This window comes from Winogradskyella vincentii, assembly GCF_020166345.1.
GTDB classification, from domain to species: domain Bacteria; phylum Bacteroidota; class Bacteroidia; order Flavobacteriales; family Flavobacteriaceae; genus Winogradskyella; species Winogradskyella vincentii.
The window spans coordinates 30,564-47,212 of sequence record NZ_JAIUJS010000001.1 but is presented as its reverse complement, the minus strand read 5'-3'; the positions used below and the strand labels follow the sequence as shown (position 1 = coordinate 47,212).

At 32.4% G+C, this 16,649-nt stretch carries 17 protein-coding genes; 14 read left to right on the top strand and 3 right to left on the bottom strand.

The window, feature by feature from the left end; genetic code table 11:
• The first annotated feature begins 3 nt into the window (after positions 1–3).
• Together LBV24_RS00210 and LBV24_RS00205 are read left to right on the top strand one after the other, a co-directional pair.
• On the top strand, positions 4–1,731 hold the full coding sequence (locus LBV24_RS00210; protein ID WP_224476593.1) for a TonB-dependent receptor: 1,728 nt from the start codon (positions 4–6) through the stop codon (positions 1,729–1,731).
• Between the two features lie 57 nt (positions 1,732–1,788).
• Positions 1,789–2,463, top strand: coding sequence for a hypothetical protein (locus LBV24_RS00205; protein ID WP_224476592.1), 675 nt, complete (start codon positions 1,789–1,791; stop codon positions 2,461–2,463).
• On the opposite strand, the gene LBV24_RS00200 is transcribed toward LBV24_RS00205, so the two are convergent.
• Positions 2,439–3,140 (bottom strand): class I SAM-dependent methyltransferase, encoded by a 702-nt coding sequence (locus LBV24_RS00200; RefSeq protein ID WP_224476591.1) that lies wholly within the window; start codon positions 3,138–3,140, stop codon positions 2,439–2,441. The two genes, LBV24_RS00205 and LBV24_RS00200, sit on opposite strands and share 25 nt — an antisense overlap.
• 57 nt (positions 3,141–3,197) lie before the next feature.
• Between LBV24_RS00200 and LBV24_RS00195 the strand changes: the two genes are divergently transcribed.
• The 5 genes from LBV24_RS00195 (at position 3,198) to LBV24_RS00175 (ending at position 6,931) form a co-directional block, all read left to right on the top strand.
• Entirely contained in the window at positions 3,198–3,692 is a 495-nt protein-coding gene (locus LBV24_RS00195) for a YkgJ family cysteine cluster protein (RefSeq protein WP_224476590.1), read from the top strand.
• A gap of 46 nt (positions 3,693–3,738) precedes the next feature.
• Positions 3,739–4,638, top strand: coding sequence for a hypothetical protein (locus LBV24_RS00190; RefSeq protein ID WP_224476589.1), 900 nt, complete (start codon positions 3,739–3,741; stop codon positions 4,636–4,638).
• Positions 4,639–4,642: 4 nt separating this feature from the next.
• Positions 4,643–5,485 (top strand): sterol desaturase family protein, encoded by an 843-nt coding sequence (locus LBV24_RS00185; protein ID WP_224476588.1) that lies wholly within the window; start codon positions 4,643–4,645, stop codon positions 5,483–5,485.
• A 28-nt stretch (positions 5,486–5,513) separates the two neighbouring features.
• Positions 5,514–6,350 carry a glycerophosphodiester phosphodiesterase family protein gene (locus LBV24_RS00180; protein ID WP_224476587.1) on the top strand — a complete coding sequence of 279 codons (837 nt, stop codon included), beginning with the start codon at positions 5,514–5,516 and terminating at the stop codon, positions 6,348–6,350.
• Positions 6,351–6,496: 146 nt separating this feature from the next.
• On the top strand, positions 6,497–6,931 hold the full coding sequence (locus LBV24_RS00175) for a hypothetical protein (RefSeq protein ID WP_224476586.1): 435 nt from the start codon (positions 6,497–6,499) through the stop codon (positions 6,929–6,931).
• Here the strand turns inward: LBV24_RS00175 and LBV24_RS00170 are convergent.
• Entirely contained in the window at positions 6,928–8,220 is a 1,293-nt protein-coding gene (locus tag LBV24_RS00170; RefSeq protein ID WP_224476585.1) for an exo-beta-N-acetylmuramidase NamZ family protein, read from the bottom strand. The genes LBV24_RS00175 and LBV24_RS00170 overlap by 4 nt on opposite strands.
• Before the next feature lie 8 nt (positions 8,221–8,228).
• On the opposite strand from LBV24_RS00170, the gene LBV24_RS00165 reads away from it, so the two are divergent.
• Positions 8,229–9,461: an ABC transporter permease gene (locus LBV24_RS00165; protein ID WP_224476584.1), complete on the top strand. Its 1,233-nt coding sequence runs from the start codon at positions 8,229–8,231 to the stop codon at positions 9,459–9,461.
• A gap of 78 nt (positions 9,462–9,539) precedes the next feature.
• Positions 9,540–10,520, top strand: a complete 981-nt coding sequence (locus tag LBV24_RS00160) for a PLP-dependent cysteine synthase family protein (RefSeq protein WP_224476583.1) — start codon at positions 9,540–9,542, stop codon at positions 10,518–10,520.
• Between the two features lie 9 nt (positions 10,521–10,529).
• Here the strand turns inward: LBV24_RS00160 and LBV24_RS00155 are convergent, their stop codons facing one another.
• On the bottom strand, positions 10,530–10,943 hold the full coding sequence (locus LBV24_RS00155; RefSeq protein ID WP_224476582.1) for a hypothetical protein: 414 nt from the start codon (positions 10,941–10,943) through the stop codon (positions 10,530–10,532).
• A 259-nt stretch (positions 10,944–11,202) separates the two neighbouring features.
• Here LBV24_RS00155 and LBV24_RS00150 point away from each other — a divergent pair, with 259 nt between their 5' ends.
• The 5 genes from LBV24_RS00150 to LBV24_RS00130 are packed head-to-tail and all read left to right on the top strand — an operon-like array spanning position 11,203 to position 16,623.
• Positions 11,203–12,330: an FIST signal transduction protein gene (locus LBV24_RS00150; protein ID WP_224476581.1), complete on the top strand. Its 1,128-nt coding sequence runs from the start codon at positions 11,203–11,205 to the stop codon at positions 12,328–12,330.
• Positions 12,324–14,054: a PAS domain-containing hybrid sensor histidine kinase/response regulator gene (locus LBV24_RS00145; protein WP_224476580.1), complete on the top strand. Its 1,731-nt coding sequence runs from the start codon at positions 12,324–12,326 to the stop codon at positions 14,052–14,054. Before LBV24_RS00150 ends, LBV24_RS00145 begins: the two co-directional genes overlap by 7 nt.
• Before the next feature lie 32 nt (positions 14,055–14,086).
• Entirely contained in the window at positions 14,087–15,358 is a 1,272-nt protein-coding gene (locus LBV24_RS00140) for a DUF2851 family protein (protein WP_224476579.1), read from the top strand.
• Positions 15,359–15,370: 12 nt separating this feature from the next.
• Positions 15,371–15,598: a PspC domain-containing protein gene (locus LBV24_RS00135; protein WP_114299334.1), complete on the top strand. Its 228-nt coding sequence runs from the start codon at positions 15,371–15,373 to the stop codon at positions 15,596–15,598.
• Between the two features lie 2 nt (positions 15,599–15,600).
• Entirely contained in the window at positions 15,601–16,623 is a 1,023-nt protein-coding gene (locus LBV24_RS00130; RefSeq protein ID WP_224476578.1) for a potassium channel family protein, read from the top strand.
• The last annotated feature ends 26 nt before the right edge of the window (positions 16,624–16,649 follow it).

Below are 16,649 nucleotides of genomic sequence, written 5' to 3'. Positions count from 1 at the left end.
AAAATGAAAATCAAGTTTATAATATTTATATTTTCCATAACATTAGTTTCTTCAGGTCTCTCTTCTCAAGAGCGTAAAAAGGACACCATTGATGACCAAGTTGTTAATGTTGTTAGACCATATCAACCAACAATATCAGATGCCTTTAAAATTAAAGATACACCTAAGCTTAGTGATTCTAACACAGTGAAGAAAAAGGATGTAAAATATAATATATTCTCAATTCCTGTGGTGTCTACATTTACGCCAGCAAAAGGAAAGGCAGCAAATGTAGATAAAGCTAAACCTGTTAAATTATATGATAATTATGCATCTTTAGGAGTTGGTACTTATACAACTGTTTTAGGTGAAGTCTATTTAAACCATGAATTAAACAGTAGTGAAAATGTGGGTGGTTATTTTAGTCATCATTCTTCTCAAGGCGGTATTGAAAATCTATTATTGGATGATGACTTTGCAAAAACTTCAATAAATGCGCATTATTCGCAAAAATTAAGAGATTTCTCTTGGAAGATAGATGGTGGATTTGATGTACAATCCTATAATTGGTACGGTTTACCACAAAATTATTTTGGTGCTACAGAGGCCAATTCTATAGACCCTGGCCATTCATTTAGTGGGTTTAATATCGGTGGAAAATTAAATTTTGAGGATGCTATTATTAACAATGGGAGCATAAGATTTAGACGTTTTACCGATAATCAAGATTCTGGGGAGAACAGATTTATTGCAAAGACTAGTTTTGATGTACCGATACAAGATGAGCAAATTTCTACAGAGTTTTATATTGATTATATCGGTGGAAGTTTTGATAAGACTTATACTACTGATGATGAGTTACGTTATGGGAATACAACATTTGGTTTGTCACCTTCTTATCAAATAAAAGAAGATGATCTTACAGTTGATTTAGGTGTGAGTTTAGTTTATTTAAATGATAATGAGTTTGACGATAACAAGTTTTTTATCTACCCAAATATTGAAGCATCCTATAGATTGGTTGACGAGATTTTAATTTCCTATGGTGGAATTAAAGGAGGGCTAAATCAGAATTCATATTACGATTTTGCCAATGAAAATCCATTTGTTTCACCAACATTATTGGTAACGCCAACCGATCAACGTTACAATGCCTATATAGGCTTAAAGGGTAAGTTGTCTAATAATGTTAGTTATAATATAAAGGGGAATTATTTTGCTGAAGAGAACAAAGCTTTATTTAAAAGCAATGATGCTCTTACATTTGCCACAAGAGATAACCAATATGGCAATTCCTTTAGAGTAGTTTATGACGATGTAACAACTTTTTCTGTTGCTGGTGAATTAAATATTGATGTTAATAGAAATTTCACATTGGGTATTAAGGGAGAGTATTTTAATTATTCGCTAGACAATCAGGAAGAGGCTTGGAACTTACCAGATATAACCGGTTCTATTTTTATGGATGTTCAAATTTCTGAAAAGTGGTATGCTGGTGCAAGTGCCTTTTATGTCGGAGAGCGAAAAGACCAATTACTATTGGTTGGCACTCTAATTTTCCCAGACCCAACTCCAATAACATTAGATAGTTATTTTGATGCTAATGCCCATTTAGGTTATAAAATCAATGACCAATTATCGGTTTTTGCGAAGGTGAATAATATTGCAAATCAAGATTACCAGAGGTATTTAAATTTCCCGGTTCAAGGTATTCAGGCATTGGCTGGTGCTACATATCAATTTGACTTCTAGCATAAGATTTATAAGTAATACTTTTCTTATATTTCGCCTTATTTCAAATCCCTAAAGATGATTAGAAAGTTACTCTTTTGCATTTTCTTAATTGTAATGGCTACAGAAGTTAATGCTCAATATGGTTGGACAAAGGCAGTTGTTCACCTAAAAAATGGCAAGGTGATAAATGGTCAAGCGAGTATACCAATGATGTCAGCAGGTATTAATTTAAAAAAGGAGTCATTAAAATTTAGAACAAACAAGAAAGCCAAAAAAATAAAATACGAACCAAAAGAAATTGATAGTGCAGTTTTCACCATTAAGTACAAGGAAAAAGTAGATGGTAAAAGAATTGAACAGACCAGAGTGGAAACGTACATACCAATTTTTTTGAACGAAAAGAAAACCAAATTAGGGTTTGCTGAGATTTTAGTTGAAGGTAAATTGAGGCTCGTAGGAAGAACAGTAATGGTTCAAAATGCTGGTTCATGGCAACATACTGGTGCACCAGGATCTGCACCTACATTTGTGCCTGGTTATATGGGAAGCCATAATCAGGTAATGTTGTTTAGAGAAGGCAGAAAAGCTGAGGTTTTTAATCAGGTGAGTTTGTCCAAATCTTTTAGAAAAAGGGCAATGGAGTATTTTTCAGATTGCCCATCATTAAGAGCAAAACTCGATAATAAAGAATTTAAAAAAGAAGATTTGCAAGCAATTGTTAAGTATTATAATTCTAATTGTGCCAAATAATCAAAATGATCGCCATCCATTATTTTAGTACATTTTAAACCAACCATATTACTGGCATTATTTAAAGTGTCAAAATCTAAGTAAAGCCATTCCATCGGTAATTCTTCTTCACCCTTATAGCTAATAAAATAATCGAGTTCACCGTAATAATTTTTGCTTAGTTCAATCCATGTACCTCCATCATCGTCATGGTACATATAGGATAAATCTGATGAATCTACCAGGATTTTACCGCCTGTATTGAGCAATGTTTTTAAATGTTTTAAATGGTTGAAGACTTCAGATAGTTTTTTAAAAATCCCAGTACCATTCATAAGTAGTAAGATAGTATCAAAGGTTTCACTCTCTTCTAATAAGGATTTTAGTTCAACATTTTTCACACCTCTCTTTTTTGCCACTTCAACTGCACCTTCAGAAATATCTATTCCTTTTACATTAAGTCCTTTTTGTTGTAGCCATAAGGAGTGACTACCAGCACCACAACCAACATCCAATATTTTCCCGCTAGCCAGGTTAAGTGCCTCTTGCTCTAATTTAGGCATTTCATTAAAGTCTCTAAATAAATAGGGTAGAGGCAGTACATCCTCATCTGAGATACTTGTCCAAGTGATAATATCTTCTGTATACTTATCATTGTGATAATCTAGTAATGCTATTCCAAATAGATCTTTATTCATTTTTTAGGAAAACAGTATGATTCATTTTTTCTGAATAACTTTAATTAAATTTGTGCTATGCAAGACCAAATCGAAAAGCTTCCAAGACTGGCCAAAGATAAGCATAACGAAAACAAATCTTTTTTTAAGAAATTAAAGAAGAAACCACCAAAACAACTCGACTATTTAATGCAAGAATTGCATGTAGATGAGTTTGAACGCACCGATTGTCTAGAATGTGCTAATTGTTGCAAAACCACAGGACCATTATTTACGGACAAGGATATTCAGCGCATTTCAAAACATTTTAAATTAAAGGAGCAAAAGTTTATTGAAACTTATTTGAAGATTGATGAAGAAAATGATTATGTTTTGCAATCTGTTCCTTGCATATTCTTAGGAGCAGATAACTATTGTTCCATTTACGAAGTTAGACCAAAGGCATGTCGTGAATTTCCGCACACAGATAGAAAGAAGTTTCATCAGATTTCTAATCTTACGTTAAAGAATGTTGCCATTTGCCCTGCAGCGTATAATATTGTCGAAGAAATGAAGAAGCGGATTAAAATTTAAATCTATGGTATTGGAATAATTTTTGATTCTCTGAACATTAAAAACTATGAAAAAACATATTCTTTTAGTCTTATTTATTTTGAGTTGTGTTGGCCAATTAACTGCTCAGCAGTGGATGAGGTCTTTAGATATTGCCCAGAAATTGGCATTGGTTCAAAATAAGATGGTCTTAATGGTATGGGAAGAATCTACCTATTATGATTATCCTGTGGTTGTTCAGGATAATAGAGGTAGATATTTAGTTATACCAAATCTATTTTCAGATGAAAAATTAAGCCCATTAATTTGGCAGAATTTTGTGCCTGTTATTGTGAATGAAGACGAATATGCTGATTTATATTTAAAAATAAAAGGCAAAAGAAAACAAAGCTATATTGATAAATTTAATGATGACTCAATTAAAATTATGGATATAAATGGTAATATCCTTAATGTTAATAATTACACAGAAGAGCTTCAGGATATTACAAAAATAATAGAGGCCTACGCTTTAAACACCCAGTTTATTTCAAGTGAACTGACTAATTATTACAAGCAACAATCATTTTATTCTGCCTACTTTTTGGCATCAAAATACCTTGAATTAACACTATATACAAGAGAAGACACGCGATCTAAAATTGTTGATTTATCTAATATTTACTTAGAAGAAGCAATCCAGTTTGCTCAAAATGCTAAATCAGATGGTAAGGCTTCTTTGTTGTATCGTTGCGAATTATTAAGCATTCAGCAATATTTATATTTAAAACGTCCTAAAAAAGTGTTGCGGATGCTAAAGAAGCTCGAAAAAAGTGAGGTCACAGAAAATAATGAGGCCTTATTAGCTTTCCTTTATTATACAGCAAATAAATGTCTAAAGGATGATGAAAGTGCTGAGGTATGGAAAAGTAAAGTATCTTCATTAAATTTGAAAAAAGCAGAAAAAATTATAAATATAAATCTCTAAATTATTGGAAACGATAATAAACTATTTTGAAACTATACCATCTTCACACAGAAGTATAATTTTGGTTGGTGGATTAGCCTTCTTCTGGATCTTAGAAAGTGGCGTCCCTTTATTTAAATTTCGTTATAAGAAATGGCAACACGCAATACCAAATTTGTTTTTCACTTTGACTACTGTGATTATAAATTTCAGTTTAGCTTGGTTACTACTCGGTACTGCTGATTGGGTAGTTGCAAACGACTTTGGAATCTTAAATTGGATTCCTGAAATACCATTATGGTTATATGCATTATTGGGCGTGTTACTCTTAGACTTTTTCGGTGCATACTTAGCACATTATGTTGAGCATAAGGTAAAACCATTATGGATGGTTCACTTGGTGCATCATACAGACCATAAGGTTGATACAACCACTGCAAATAGACATCATCCAATTGAAAGCGTTATTAGATTTACGTTCACATTGTTTGGTGTATTTGTCATAGGAACACCAATAGCATTGGTATTTTTATACCAATCAATGTCTTTGGTCTTTACTCAGTTTACACATGCCAACATTAAAATGTCAAAGGGTTTTGATAAGGTATTAAGCTATGTGATTGTGTCTCCAGATATGCACAAAACGCATCATCATTATCGCTTACCATATACAGATTCTAATTATGGCAACATTTTTAGTATTTGGGATCGGTTATTTGGCACTTATCTGTATTTAGATAGAGAAAAACTGGTTTATGGTGTAGATGTTTTTCCCGATGAAGCTAAGAATAGTAACATCAAAGATCTTCTAAAACAACCATTTCAGAAGTACGAAAAACCGACGCTCTCTACAGATGTTGAGGAATAGTTGTTTTCTCATTACCTTTTGTGTTTTTATGAGTTGTACAAAACATCCTGAAATTGATATTCAAGGCCATAGAGGTTGGCGTGGTTTGTTTCCAGAAAATTCAATGCCAGCTTTTAAAAAGGCTACTGAATTGGGTGTTAATACCCTAGAATTAGATATTGTCGTATCTAAAGATAAAAAGGTTGTTGTCTCACACGAGCCTTTTATGAATCCACTTATTTGTTTAGATCCAAAAGGTGAAGAAATCGTAAATGATGAAGTCTTGGGCTACAACCTCTATAATATGGATTACGCACAGATTAAGGAATTTGATTGTGGTACAAAGTTTCATCCAGATTTTCCAGACCAGACTAAAATTAAAATCTATAAACCACTATTGAGTGATGTCTTTAAACTAGTAAAATCTAACAATTCGGAGGTCAAATTTAATATCGAAATTAAATCTGAAGTCGAATATTATGGTGAGTACACACCACATCCAAAAGAGTACGTTTCAATTGTTATAGAGGAATTAAAGAAATCAGGATTAATAACCAGAGTCAATTTGCAATCCTTTGATTTAAATATACTGGAAGAAATTAAGGTTCAGTACCCGAAAATGGTGGTTGCTTTGCTTGTGGATGAAGATGAAATTATCAATGATAAATTATCAATACTGACTTATAAACCACAAATTCTTAGCCCATACTACAAACTGTTAAATCCAAAAAATGTATCAAAGTTTCAATCAGAAGGTTTTGACATTATTCCTTGGACAATTAACGAAGAAGAAGATTTGAAATATATGATTAAGCTAAAGGTTGATGGCATTATAACAGACTATCCAGATCGACTGATAAAAATCCTTGAAGCCCAAAGTTATTAACAGGGTTATTAACAAATTTGGTCGTTCTTCTATTTTTTTTGTATTTGGTAGGATTTTTTGTACAATTAATCTGAATAAAACTATGTTTGGCTCGGATTGATTAATTACTGTTGAGTGAACGATAATGTTTAACTTAATAATTTACCTTGAAAAATTTAATACGAATTTGCATCGTAGTAGTACTCGTTTTTTTATTGAGCTTTACACTTCAGGCTCAAGAAAATTACGTTAAGCTAGAGAAAAATAGAAATATCCAGGCAAAAAATTTAATCCACGAGTTAAATTCAACTAAGGATACTTTATTACTTAGAAGTAATAAAAAAATTAACTCTCTTTATTCCATTAATAAAGATTACTCAAGAGAATTAGATTTTTACATCAATGATACCATTTACAAACTTCCATTACACAAATTAAGTGTTGGCAAGCATGTAATGGTTGCAGTACAATCACCTAAACGATTTGTATTTGTAATAAAAATTTTGAAAGAAATTCCTAAGCCAGAACCTGTAAATTTAATTACTGAGAAACGTATTGTGGCAACTGAACCTGCCAAAACAATATCCGTCAATAATGACTAATCGTAAATTAGATATCTCGATCTTTTGCTTTCATATATTTCAAGACCCTGTTTCCAAGTAGATTTAATTTCAGCTTCACTCATACCAGACTCTATTTGTTTTTGTAGTTTTTCTGTCCCTGCATGTTTAGTAAAGTTATCGGTCACGAAAAACTTAGTTTTGTCCATGGAATTATTGTAGGCATCCATAATGTATTCTAAGGAGAAAAGTCTATCAGCTTTTACATGAGCCAAGTCTGCACCATAGCAAAGCTTACCTTTGTGTTTTGGGTATTTTGCACCAAAATTTGAAATTGGTGTGTAACTAAATTGATAATGATTCCTATCTAAATTTGGTGCACCGTAACGTTGAAATTGAAATTCTGTTCCTCTACCAGCATTAATCGTTGTACCTTCAAATAAACCCAAACTAGGGTATAGTTTTATTGCATGGTCGTTAGGTAAATTAGGCGAAGGACGTATGGGTAAACTGTATGTGCTATCATGCGAGTAGTTCTCTATGGTAATTACTTTAATATCGCAGGTATTACCATTAGCTAACCAGCCTTCGCCATTAATCATTTGCGCATATTCTCCAATAGTCATTCCATGAATTAAGGGAATTGGGTGCATACCTAAAAAGCTACTATGTTCTTTTTCCAATACTGGGCCATCAACATAATTGCCATTTGGGTTGGGACGATCTAAGATTAAAACTGGAATTCCATTTTCGGCACAGGCCTCCATGATATAATGCAATGTTGAAATGTAAGTGTAAAACCTAACACCTACATCTTGTATGTCAAAAATCAAAAAATCTAAATCTTTTAACTGTGAATTGGTTGGTTTTTTGTGTTTTCCATGAAGAGAAAAAATAGGCAATCCTGTTTTTGTATCTAAACCGTCTTTTACCAATTCACCTGCATCTGAAGTGCCTCTAAAACCATGTTCAGGTGCAAATACTTTTTTAACATCAATTTCTAGACTTAAGAGAGAATCAACTAAATGTGTATAGCTAAGAATGGTTTTTTCAAAACCAGTTTCATTAGTTTCGGGATCTACCCAAAAAACTGAATCCTCGTCTTTATGAAAAATTACACTGGTTTGATTGGCAACAATCCCAATTCGCTTTCCTTCAATAACAGGTAAATATAAATCGGTTCTATTTGCACCGACAATTATAGTAGAGTCTCTTTGCTTGGAATCAGAATTCGTTTCTGTTAAACCAGAATTATTCTTCATTTTATTACTGCAAGAAATGGCTACTATAACAAATAATAAAACTGTATTTTTGATTACCTTAAAATGCATATATAGGTTTGAATTTCGAGTTGTTTATAGCCAAACGTATAATTGGCAATAAAACGTATAAAAGTAGTGTTTCGGCTCCAATAATTAAAATTGGAATTGCCGCTATAGCTATTGGTATAATTGTTATGTTAATTGCCATAGCCACTGGTTTAGGTCTACAACAGAAAATTAGAGACAAGGTCGTTGCATTTAATGGTCATATAGAAATTACCAATTATGATTCTAATGCATCTGATGAATCTCAGGTGCCAATTTCATTGAATCAAGACTTTTATCCAGAGTTTAAATCCATTGAAGGAATAAGTCATGTACAAGGTGTAGCAACAAAATTTGCAGTTATAAGAACGGAAACTGATTTTGAGGGCGTTGTTGTTAAAGGGGTAGGTGCTGACTATGATTGGCAATATTTTAGGGAGTTTTTGATTGAAGGTAGGCTTCCGGATTTTACTGGAAAACGAAACGAGGAAATATTAATCTCTCAATACCTAGCAAATAGATTAGGCTTCAAAGTTGGAGACAAATTTCAAACTCTTTTTAGCGAAAACCTCAATAAACTTCCACGTACTATTAATTACGAAATTGTTGGTATTTATAATTCAGGTTTCCAAGAATTAGATGAGAAGTTTTGCATTGCTGATATACGGCACATACAAAGACTTAATAAATGGGATGCCAATCAAGTTGGTAATTTTGAAGTATTCATAGATGATTATCGCTTGTTAGAAGATAAAACAAAAGCGGTTTATCAAGAAATTCCTTCGTTGTTAAATGCAACTGCTGTAGACCAAAAATATTACACGGTTTTTGAGTGGATTAAAATTTTTGATAATAATACATATGGGATTATTGTGATAATGATAATTGTAGCTGGCATTAACATGATTACGGCCTTGCTAGTATTAATTCTTGAGCGTACTACGATGATTGGTATTTTGAAAGCTTTAGGTTCTTCTAATTGGAGTATAAGAAAAGTATTCCTCTATAATGCATCTTACTTGATTGGTCTTGGATTGATATGGGGTAATTTAATTGGTTTAGGGCTTTTAATGGCTCAAAAGTATTTTAAACTTTTCCCTCTAGATCCAGATACCTACTATGTTACTGAAGCACCTGTTTACTTAAGCTTGGATTATATATTGTATCTCAATCTGGGAACCTTTATTGCGTGTTTGTTAATGCTAATGATACCGTCAATAATAGTTGCTAAAATATCGCCCATTAAAGCTATCAGGTTTGATTAATTGTAAATTAAAAACATAACCAAGTTTTAACTATTAACTTCTCATATTTACCTTAAATTTGCACCGCAAAAGAAAATTATGGATTACGTTGAAAATATATTAGGAACCATTGGTAACACACCACTTGTTAAGATGAACAAATTGGTAGAGGAGTTGCCCTGTCTGGTTTTAGCAAAATATGAAACATTTAATCCTGGTAATTCTGTAAAAGACAGAATGGCATTACAGATGATTGAAGATGCCGAAGCTGATGGAAGATTAAAACCTGGCGGAACCATTATTGAAGGTACTTCGGGTAATACAGGAATGGGATTAGCCTTGGCTGCTATAGTTAAAGGGTATAAATGTATTTTCGTAATTAGTGACAAACAGTCTAAAGAAAAAATGGATGTTTTAAGAGCCGTTGGAGCTGAGGTTATAGTTTGCCCGACAGATGTTGAGCCAGAGGATCCTAGAAGCTATTATTCAGTTTCAAAACGACTGGGTGAAGAAACACCAAACTCTTGGTATGTCAACCAATATGATAATCCTAGTAATTGTAAGGCACATTTTAAAACAACAGGTCCAGAAATTTGGGAACAAACAGATGGAAAGGTGACCCATTTTGTTGTAGGTGTAGGAACAGGTGGTACCATTTCTGGTGTAGGGAGTTATTTAAAGATGAAGAATCCTAACGTTAAGGTTTGGGGTGTTGATACCTACGGTTCTGTGTTTAAGAAATATCATGAAACTGGTGTTTTTGATGAGAATGAAATTTATCCATATGTTACGGAAGGTATTGGCGAAGATATACTACCAGCAAATGTAAATTTTGAAATCATAGATGGGTTTACAAAGGTTACTGATAAGGATGCAGCAGTCTATACTCAGAAATTAGCAAAGGAGGAAGGAATGTTTTTAGGTAATTCAGCAGGTGCAGCTATCAAAGGTGTATTGCAACTTAAAGAGCATTTTAAACCAGAAGATGTAGTAGTGGTTTTATTTCACGATCATGGTAGTCGTTATGTTGGTAAGATGTTTAATGACGACTGGATGCGCGAAATGGGTTATATAGAATAAACCTAATTTCTATTCGGTCTCGTAGTAATAATTTTTGCGCCAGACTTCTCGAACGAGTTGTCCATCGTTATTTATATATTCAAGCGTGAGAATGCCATTATAAATATTAAAGTCTGTAGTTAATATTTCACCAATAGAATTTTCAAAATTCAGATCATAACTGGGTGTGCTGATAAAGAAATGGCCTGTGGATTCTGTTTCACCAGACAAAGTATAACGACCAACTAAGTCTTCAAAATTATTATCTTCAGAGAATACAAGAGACTCATCAACAATTTCCGCTGGTAAACCATCATCAAGTGTGCGTCCTTCAATTTCCCATTCTCCAATAAAATCTGCAATAGCAGAGTATTCTGTGTCGTCATCATTATTACAACTAAAAAGGGCAAAAAGGGCCAATAATGTTAAAATTGAATATTTCATTGCTAATTTTTTATTACAAAATATAAAATTAAACATAAACTTTCAAGGTAATTTTTTAATATGTTTAATTACAATAAGTTATAATTTTATTCTTGTAAGAAAAAACCTTAAAATTATTTTGAATTTGTGCTGATTTAGTGGCTTTTACAATTATTTTCAATCAAAAAATTTGGATTTTAGATGATTTATGCCATATCTTCGCTAAAATGCATATTTATTCGATAAAGTGTATTTTGCCCTAAATTTAAACTAATGAGCGATGAAAGTAGAGCAACTGTCTTTAACAGATGCGTCCTGGCATGATGTGGTACCTACAATTAAAATAAAGGCAAGTATATTCCTGCTTTTTATCTCACCAACATTCAAAGGAAAGAAGAAATTATTAACAACACTGCGCAAGTTACACCCAGACGCAACCATTATGGGATGTTCAACTGCTGGAGAAATTTCTGGAGTAAAAGTCAATGACGATAGCGTTTCATTAACAGCTATTGAGCTTGAAAAAACTGCACACACCATTGAACAGGTTCATATTAACTCCATGGATGAAAGTTTTAATGCTGGCGCAACATTAGCTAGTAAATTAAAATCTGGTGGACTTAAACATGTACTAGTACTTAGCGATGGATTAAATGTAAACGGTGCTGAGTTAGTTGATGGTTTAAAAAATGTATTACCAAATACTAGTATTACAGGTGGTTTAGCTGGTGATTCAGGTAATTTCCAAGATACTTTTATTGTTGCCAATGATACTATATCAAACAAAATAATTGTTGGTATTGGATTTTACGGTAACGATTTAAAAGTTGGCTTCAGTTCTAAGGGTGGCTGGGATAGTTTTGGAATAGACAGACTTGTAACCAAATCAGATAAGAACGTACTTTATGAATTAGATGGCTTACCAGCCTTAGAACTTTATAAGTCCTTTTTGGGAGATAATGCTAAGAACCTACCAAGTTCAGGATTGTTGTTTCCATTAAGTATGAGAGTGAATGATCATGATATACCTGTAGTAAGGACTATTTTAGGTGTAAATGAAGAAGACCAAAGTTTAACTTTTGCTGGTAACATACCAACTGGTTCATATGTTAGACTTATGAAGGCTAATATAGATAGACTTATCGATGGTGCAGAAGATTCTGCAAAAGGAGCCTTTAAAATTTCTAAGGAAAATGCTGAGCTTTCTATTTTAATAAGTTGTGTAGGCAGGCGATTTGTACTTAAACAACTTGTTGAAGAAGAAGTAGAAGTTGTTCAGGACATTGTAGGTAAAAAATCGAAAATAACTGGATTTTATTCTTATGGCGAAATAGCACCATTTGGTAAATTCTCGCCATGTGAGTTGCATAATCAAACCATGACCATTACTACCTTGTCCGAATGCTAGAAAAGAATCTACATAGATTATTACGCAGGCAGATTAAGAATGCGAATTTTGAGAAAGAAGATCTCAAAAAATTCAAGGAATTTTTTAATGTGGTCAATGATGCATATAATAGTTTCGACGACGATGTTAAGCATATTGAAATTATTCTAGAGCAAAGTTCGCATGAGCAATTCAAGTTAAATCAAGCATTAAGATCAACAGTTATTGATGTAAGAAATGATCTTGAAACAATTGTCAATACTATAGAAGGTGTCATATTTAAGACCGATATGGAGGGCAATTACAAATATTTAAATAAGGCTTGGGAAGATTTAACAGGAATACCTGTTCAAAAAGCCTTAAATCATAAGTATAGGGATTTTTTATTTGGTAAAAATGAGGCGGAAAAGAAGAGAATCAGGAGATTTTTAAAAGAGGGGAAAGATGATTATAGTACTCTATTTAAATATATTAGACCAAATGGCGAGAAAGTTTGGATTCAACTAAAACTAGAATTAATACAGGATTCTGAGGGTAAAAATATTGGCACCATTGGTACAATGATTGATGTTACTCAGTTAAAAGAAACTGAAATACAGTTAAACCAAGCAAACAAAACCAAGGATGCATTTTTATCTACAATGTCTCACGAAATTAGAACACCGTTAAATGCTGTAATTGGTATGTCTGACATATTGTTGATGGAGAAATTTTTACCGGAACAATTGGAGAATTTGCAGGTTTTAAAATATTCTAGTGAGCATTTATTGGCATTAATAAATGATTTGTTAGATCTTAACAAGTTTAAGTCGGAAGAAATCAAACTTGTTGAAGAAGATTTTAATATTACGGAATTGGTTCAAAACATTCAATTACACTTTAAGCAGACCGCACAGAAAAAAGAACTTGTTTTTGAAACGATTGTAGATAGTGAACTGCCATCTATATTAAGAGGCGATAGCTTAAAGTTATCTCAAGTATTAAAGAACCTACTGAGTAATGCATTTAAATTTACGCACGAAGGTGGTGTGGCATTTTATATAAAATTAATTGAGAATAATCAAGACAATTGTGTTGTGCGTTTTACCGTAGAGGATACAGGTATTGGAGTGTCTTACAATAAACAAAAGGATATTTTCAAAAGTTTTGTTCAAGCTAATAACGACACCTCAAAGCTGTATGGAGGTTCTGGCTTAGGATTATATATTAGCAAAGAACTCCTTAAAATCCAAGGAAGTGAACTTCATTTACAGAGCCAAATAGGTAATGGGTCAACATTTTGGTTCGATGTACCTTTTAAACATTCTGGTGAAAAAACCATATCTAAAAAGAACTTAATGGCTAACACAGATGCCATTGATTTAAAGGTTTTGGTTGCAGAGGACAACAATCTCAATGTTTTATTATTGAAAAAACTCCTAACAAAGTGGTCGGTTGATTTTACAATTACAAATGATGGCCAAGAGTTATTGGATGTATATGAGAATAATGATTTCGATTTAATTTTAATGGATCTTCAAATGCCAGTTTTAGATGGTTATCAAACCACAAGAGAAATCAGAAATTTAACTGACGAAAGTAAAGCGTCAATACCAATTATTGCTTTAACTGCATTTACACAGTCTGAAGTAAATGAAAAGATTGAACGTTTTAAAATGAATGGTTATTTGAGCAAACCTTTCGATGTTAACCAATTGCATAGTCTACTAAGTTTTTATAGCAAAGAAAATCAGGAGGTAGTATAGTTTAAGAGCTTTTCTTTTACTATTTTCGGATTATGCAAGAAGACTTTCTTCATTACATTTGGAAATACAAGGCCTTTGATTCTGCAAATTTAAAAACTACTAATGGGCAACCTATTGTCATTAAGAATCTTGGACAGCACAATTTTAATTCTGGCCCTGATTTCTTTAATTCTCAACTTATAATTGCTGAACAGCTCTGGGCTGGCAATGTTGAAATTCATTTAAAATCTTCAGATTGGTATGTACATAATCACGAACGTGATAAGGCGTATGACAATGTTATTCTCCATGTAGTATGGGAGCATGATAGTGATATATTTAGAAAAGACAATACTTTGATACCTACACTGGAGCTAAAACCGTATGTAGATGTAAGTCTATTATATAATTATAAGAGTTTGATCAAGTCAAAATCATGGATAAACTGCGAAAAAGATTTCGGAGACGTTGATGATTTCACACTCAATAATTGGTTAGAAAGACTTTATTTTGAAAGACTTCAACGAAAATCTAATAGCATAAATGAGCTACTTAGGCAATCTCAGAACAACTGGGAATCTGTGCTATTCAAGTTATTGTTAAAAAACTTTGGCCTTAATGTCAATTCAGAGGCAATGTTAAGTTTAGGCAAATCAATTGATTATTCGATAATAAGAAAAGTGAGGAATAATTGCCAAGATTTTGAGGCTCTGTTATTTGGTCAAGCAGGATTATTAGAAGTTGATTCAGAAGAATTGTATGTTGCTAACCTAAAGGAACGATATACTTTTTTAAAGCATAAATATCAACTAACTAATCAAGGAGTAATTCCTTTACAGTTTTTTAGACTAAGACCTCCAAATTTTCCGACAATAAGATTATCACAAGTAGTAAATCTATATAATATTGAAGACAACCTGTTTTCAAAAATTATAAGTCTACAGAAAAAAGATGATTTTTATTGCTTATTCAAAGTGGGTGTAACCGATTATTGGAAGAGTCATTATACCTTTTCAAAAGAATCCACAAGTAGTAACAAATTGTTAACTAAATCATTCATTGATCTATTAATAATCAATACCATAATTCCTATAAAATTTGCCTATGCTAATTCACAAGGAAAATTTATTGAAGAAGAACTGTTGTCAATAATAAAATCACTTAATGTTGAAAAAAATAGCGTAGTTGATAAATTTTTTAAATTAAGAACGTTTGACCATAATGCTTGTAATTCTCAATCTTTGTTGCAATTAAAGCAGGAATATTGTGATAAAAATAAATGCTTGCAATGTGCCATAGGAAACAACCTAATCACTAAAAATTAAGTAAATTGCAATATGAATATATTTTATGCATTACTGCTTTATTTTCAAAAACATGGTTACTATGTTTGTCAACGTATTGCCGACCGATTAGGAATAAGAGCTAAGATTGTAAGAACGTCTTTTATGTACCTTACATTTGTTACTGTAGGTTTTGGTTTTGCATTATATTTGTTTTTAGCTTTTTGGATGAGAATTAAAGATATTATTTACACAAAACGGTCGTCGGTATTTGATTTATAACTATGCACAATCCTTTACTTAAATTTTTTCGATCTAAAATATATACAGCACTTTTATTATTAATACTGGTGCTTTTTATAGGTATTTTAGGATTTAAAATAATTGCAGATTACACCTGGATTGACGCAATTTACATGACTGTTATAACCATTACAACAGTTGGTTTTGAGGAGGTTAATCCATTGGATAATACGGCCAAAATCTTTACTGTATTTTTGATACTTTCAAGTGTGGTAATTGTAGGTTATGCAATATCAATTATAACAGAATATATTCTTAGTAGAAACAATTTAGAGGACATAAAACAAAGAAAGATGCAAAAGGAAATTGAAGCAATGAAAAACCACATAATTATCTGTGGATTTGGTCGCAATGGAAAACAAGCTGCCAGTAAATTGAGAACTTATAATAAGCCTTTTGTAATAATAGAAAAGGACAAGGAGATTATTGAGCGCTTGCAAGAGGAAAGTGTACCATTTGTATTAGGAAATGCTAATGAAGATGAAACGCTGATTGAAGCTGGAATAGAACGAGCAAGTACATTAATATCTGCTTTGCCTAGTGATGCAGATAATCTATTTGTTGTATTATCTGCCAGACAGATAAATAGTAAGATGACAATTATTAGTAGAGCTTCTCAAGAAACTTCATATAATAAGTTAAAATTGGCAGGTGCAAACAACGTTATACTACCAGATAAAATAGGTGGAGACCATATGGCGTCACTTGTTGTTATACCAGATTTAATTGAATTTATTGATAATTTAGGTATTGTTGGTGAGCAAAATATTAACGTAGAGGAAGTTAAAGTCGAACAACTTTACAATGCTAAAATCGTAAAAACCATTAGGGAATTAGATTTAAGAAAAAAAACTGGTTGTACAGTAATAGGGTTCAAAGATACCAATGGAGAATACATAGTAAATCCAGAAGCGGACACAAGATTGGTGCCTGGCTCTAAAATTGTTGTTCTTGGCAGGCCAGAACAAATTGAGACCCTAAATTCTGAATATAATATTGCCTAGATTTTAAGCCCATTTTAACGACTAAG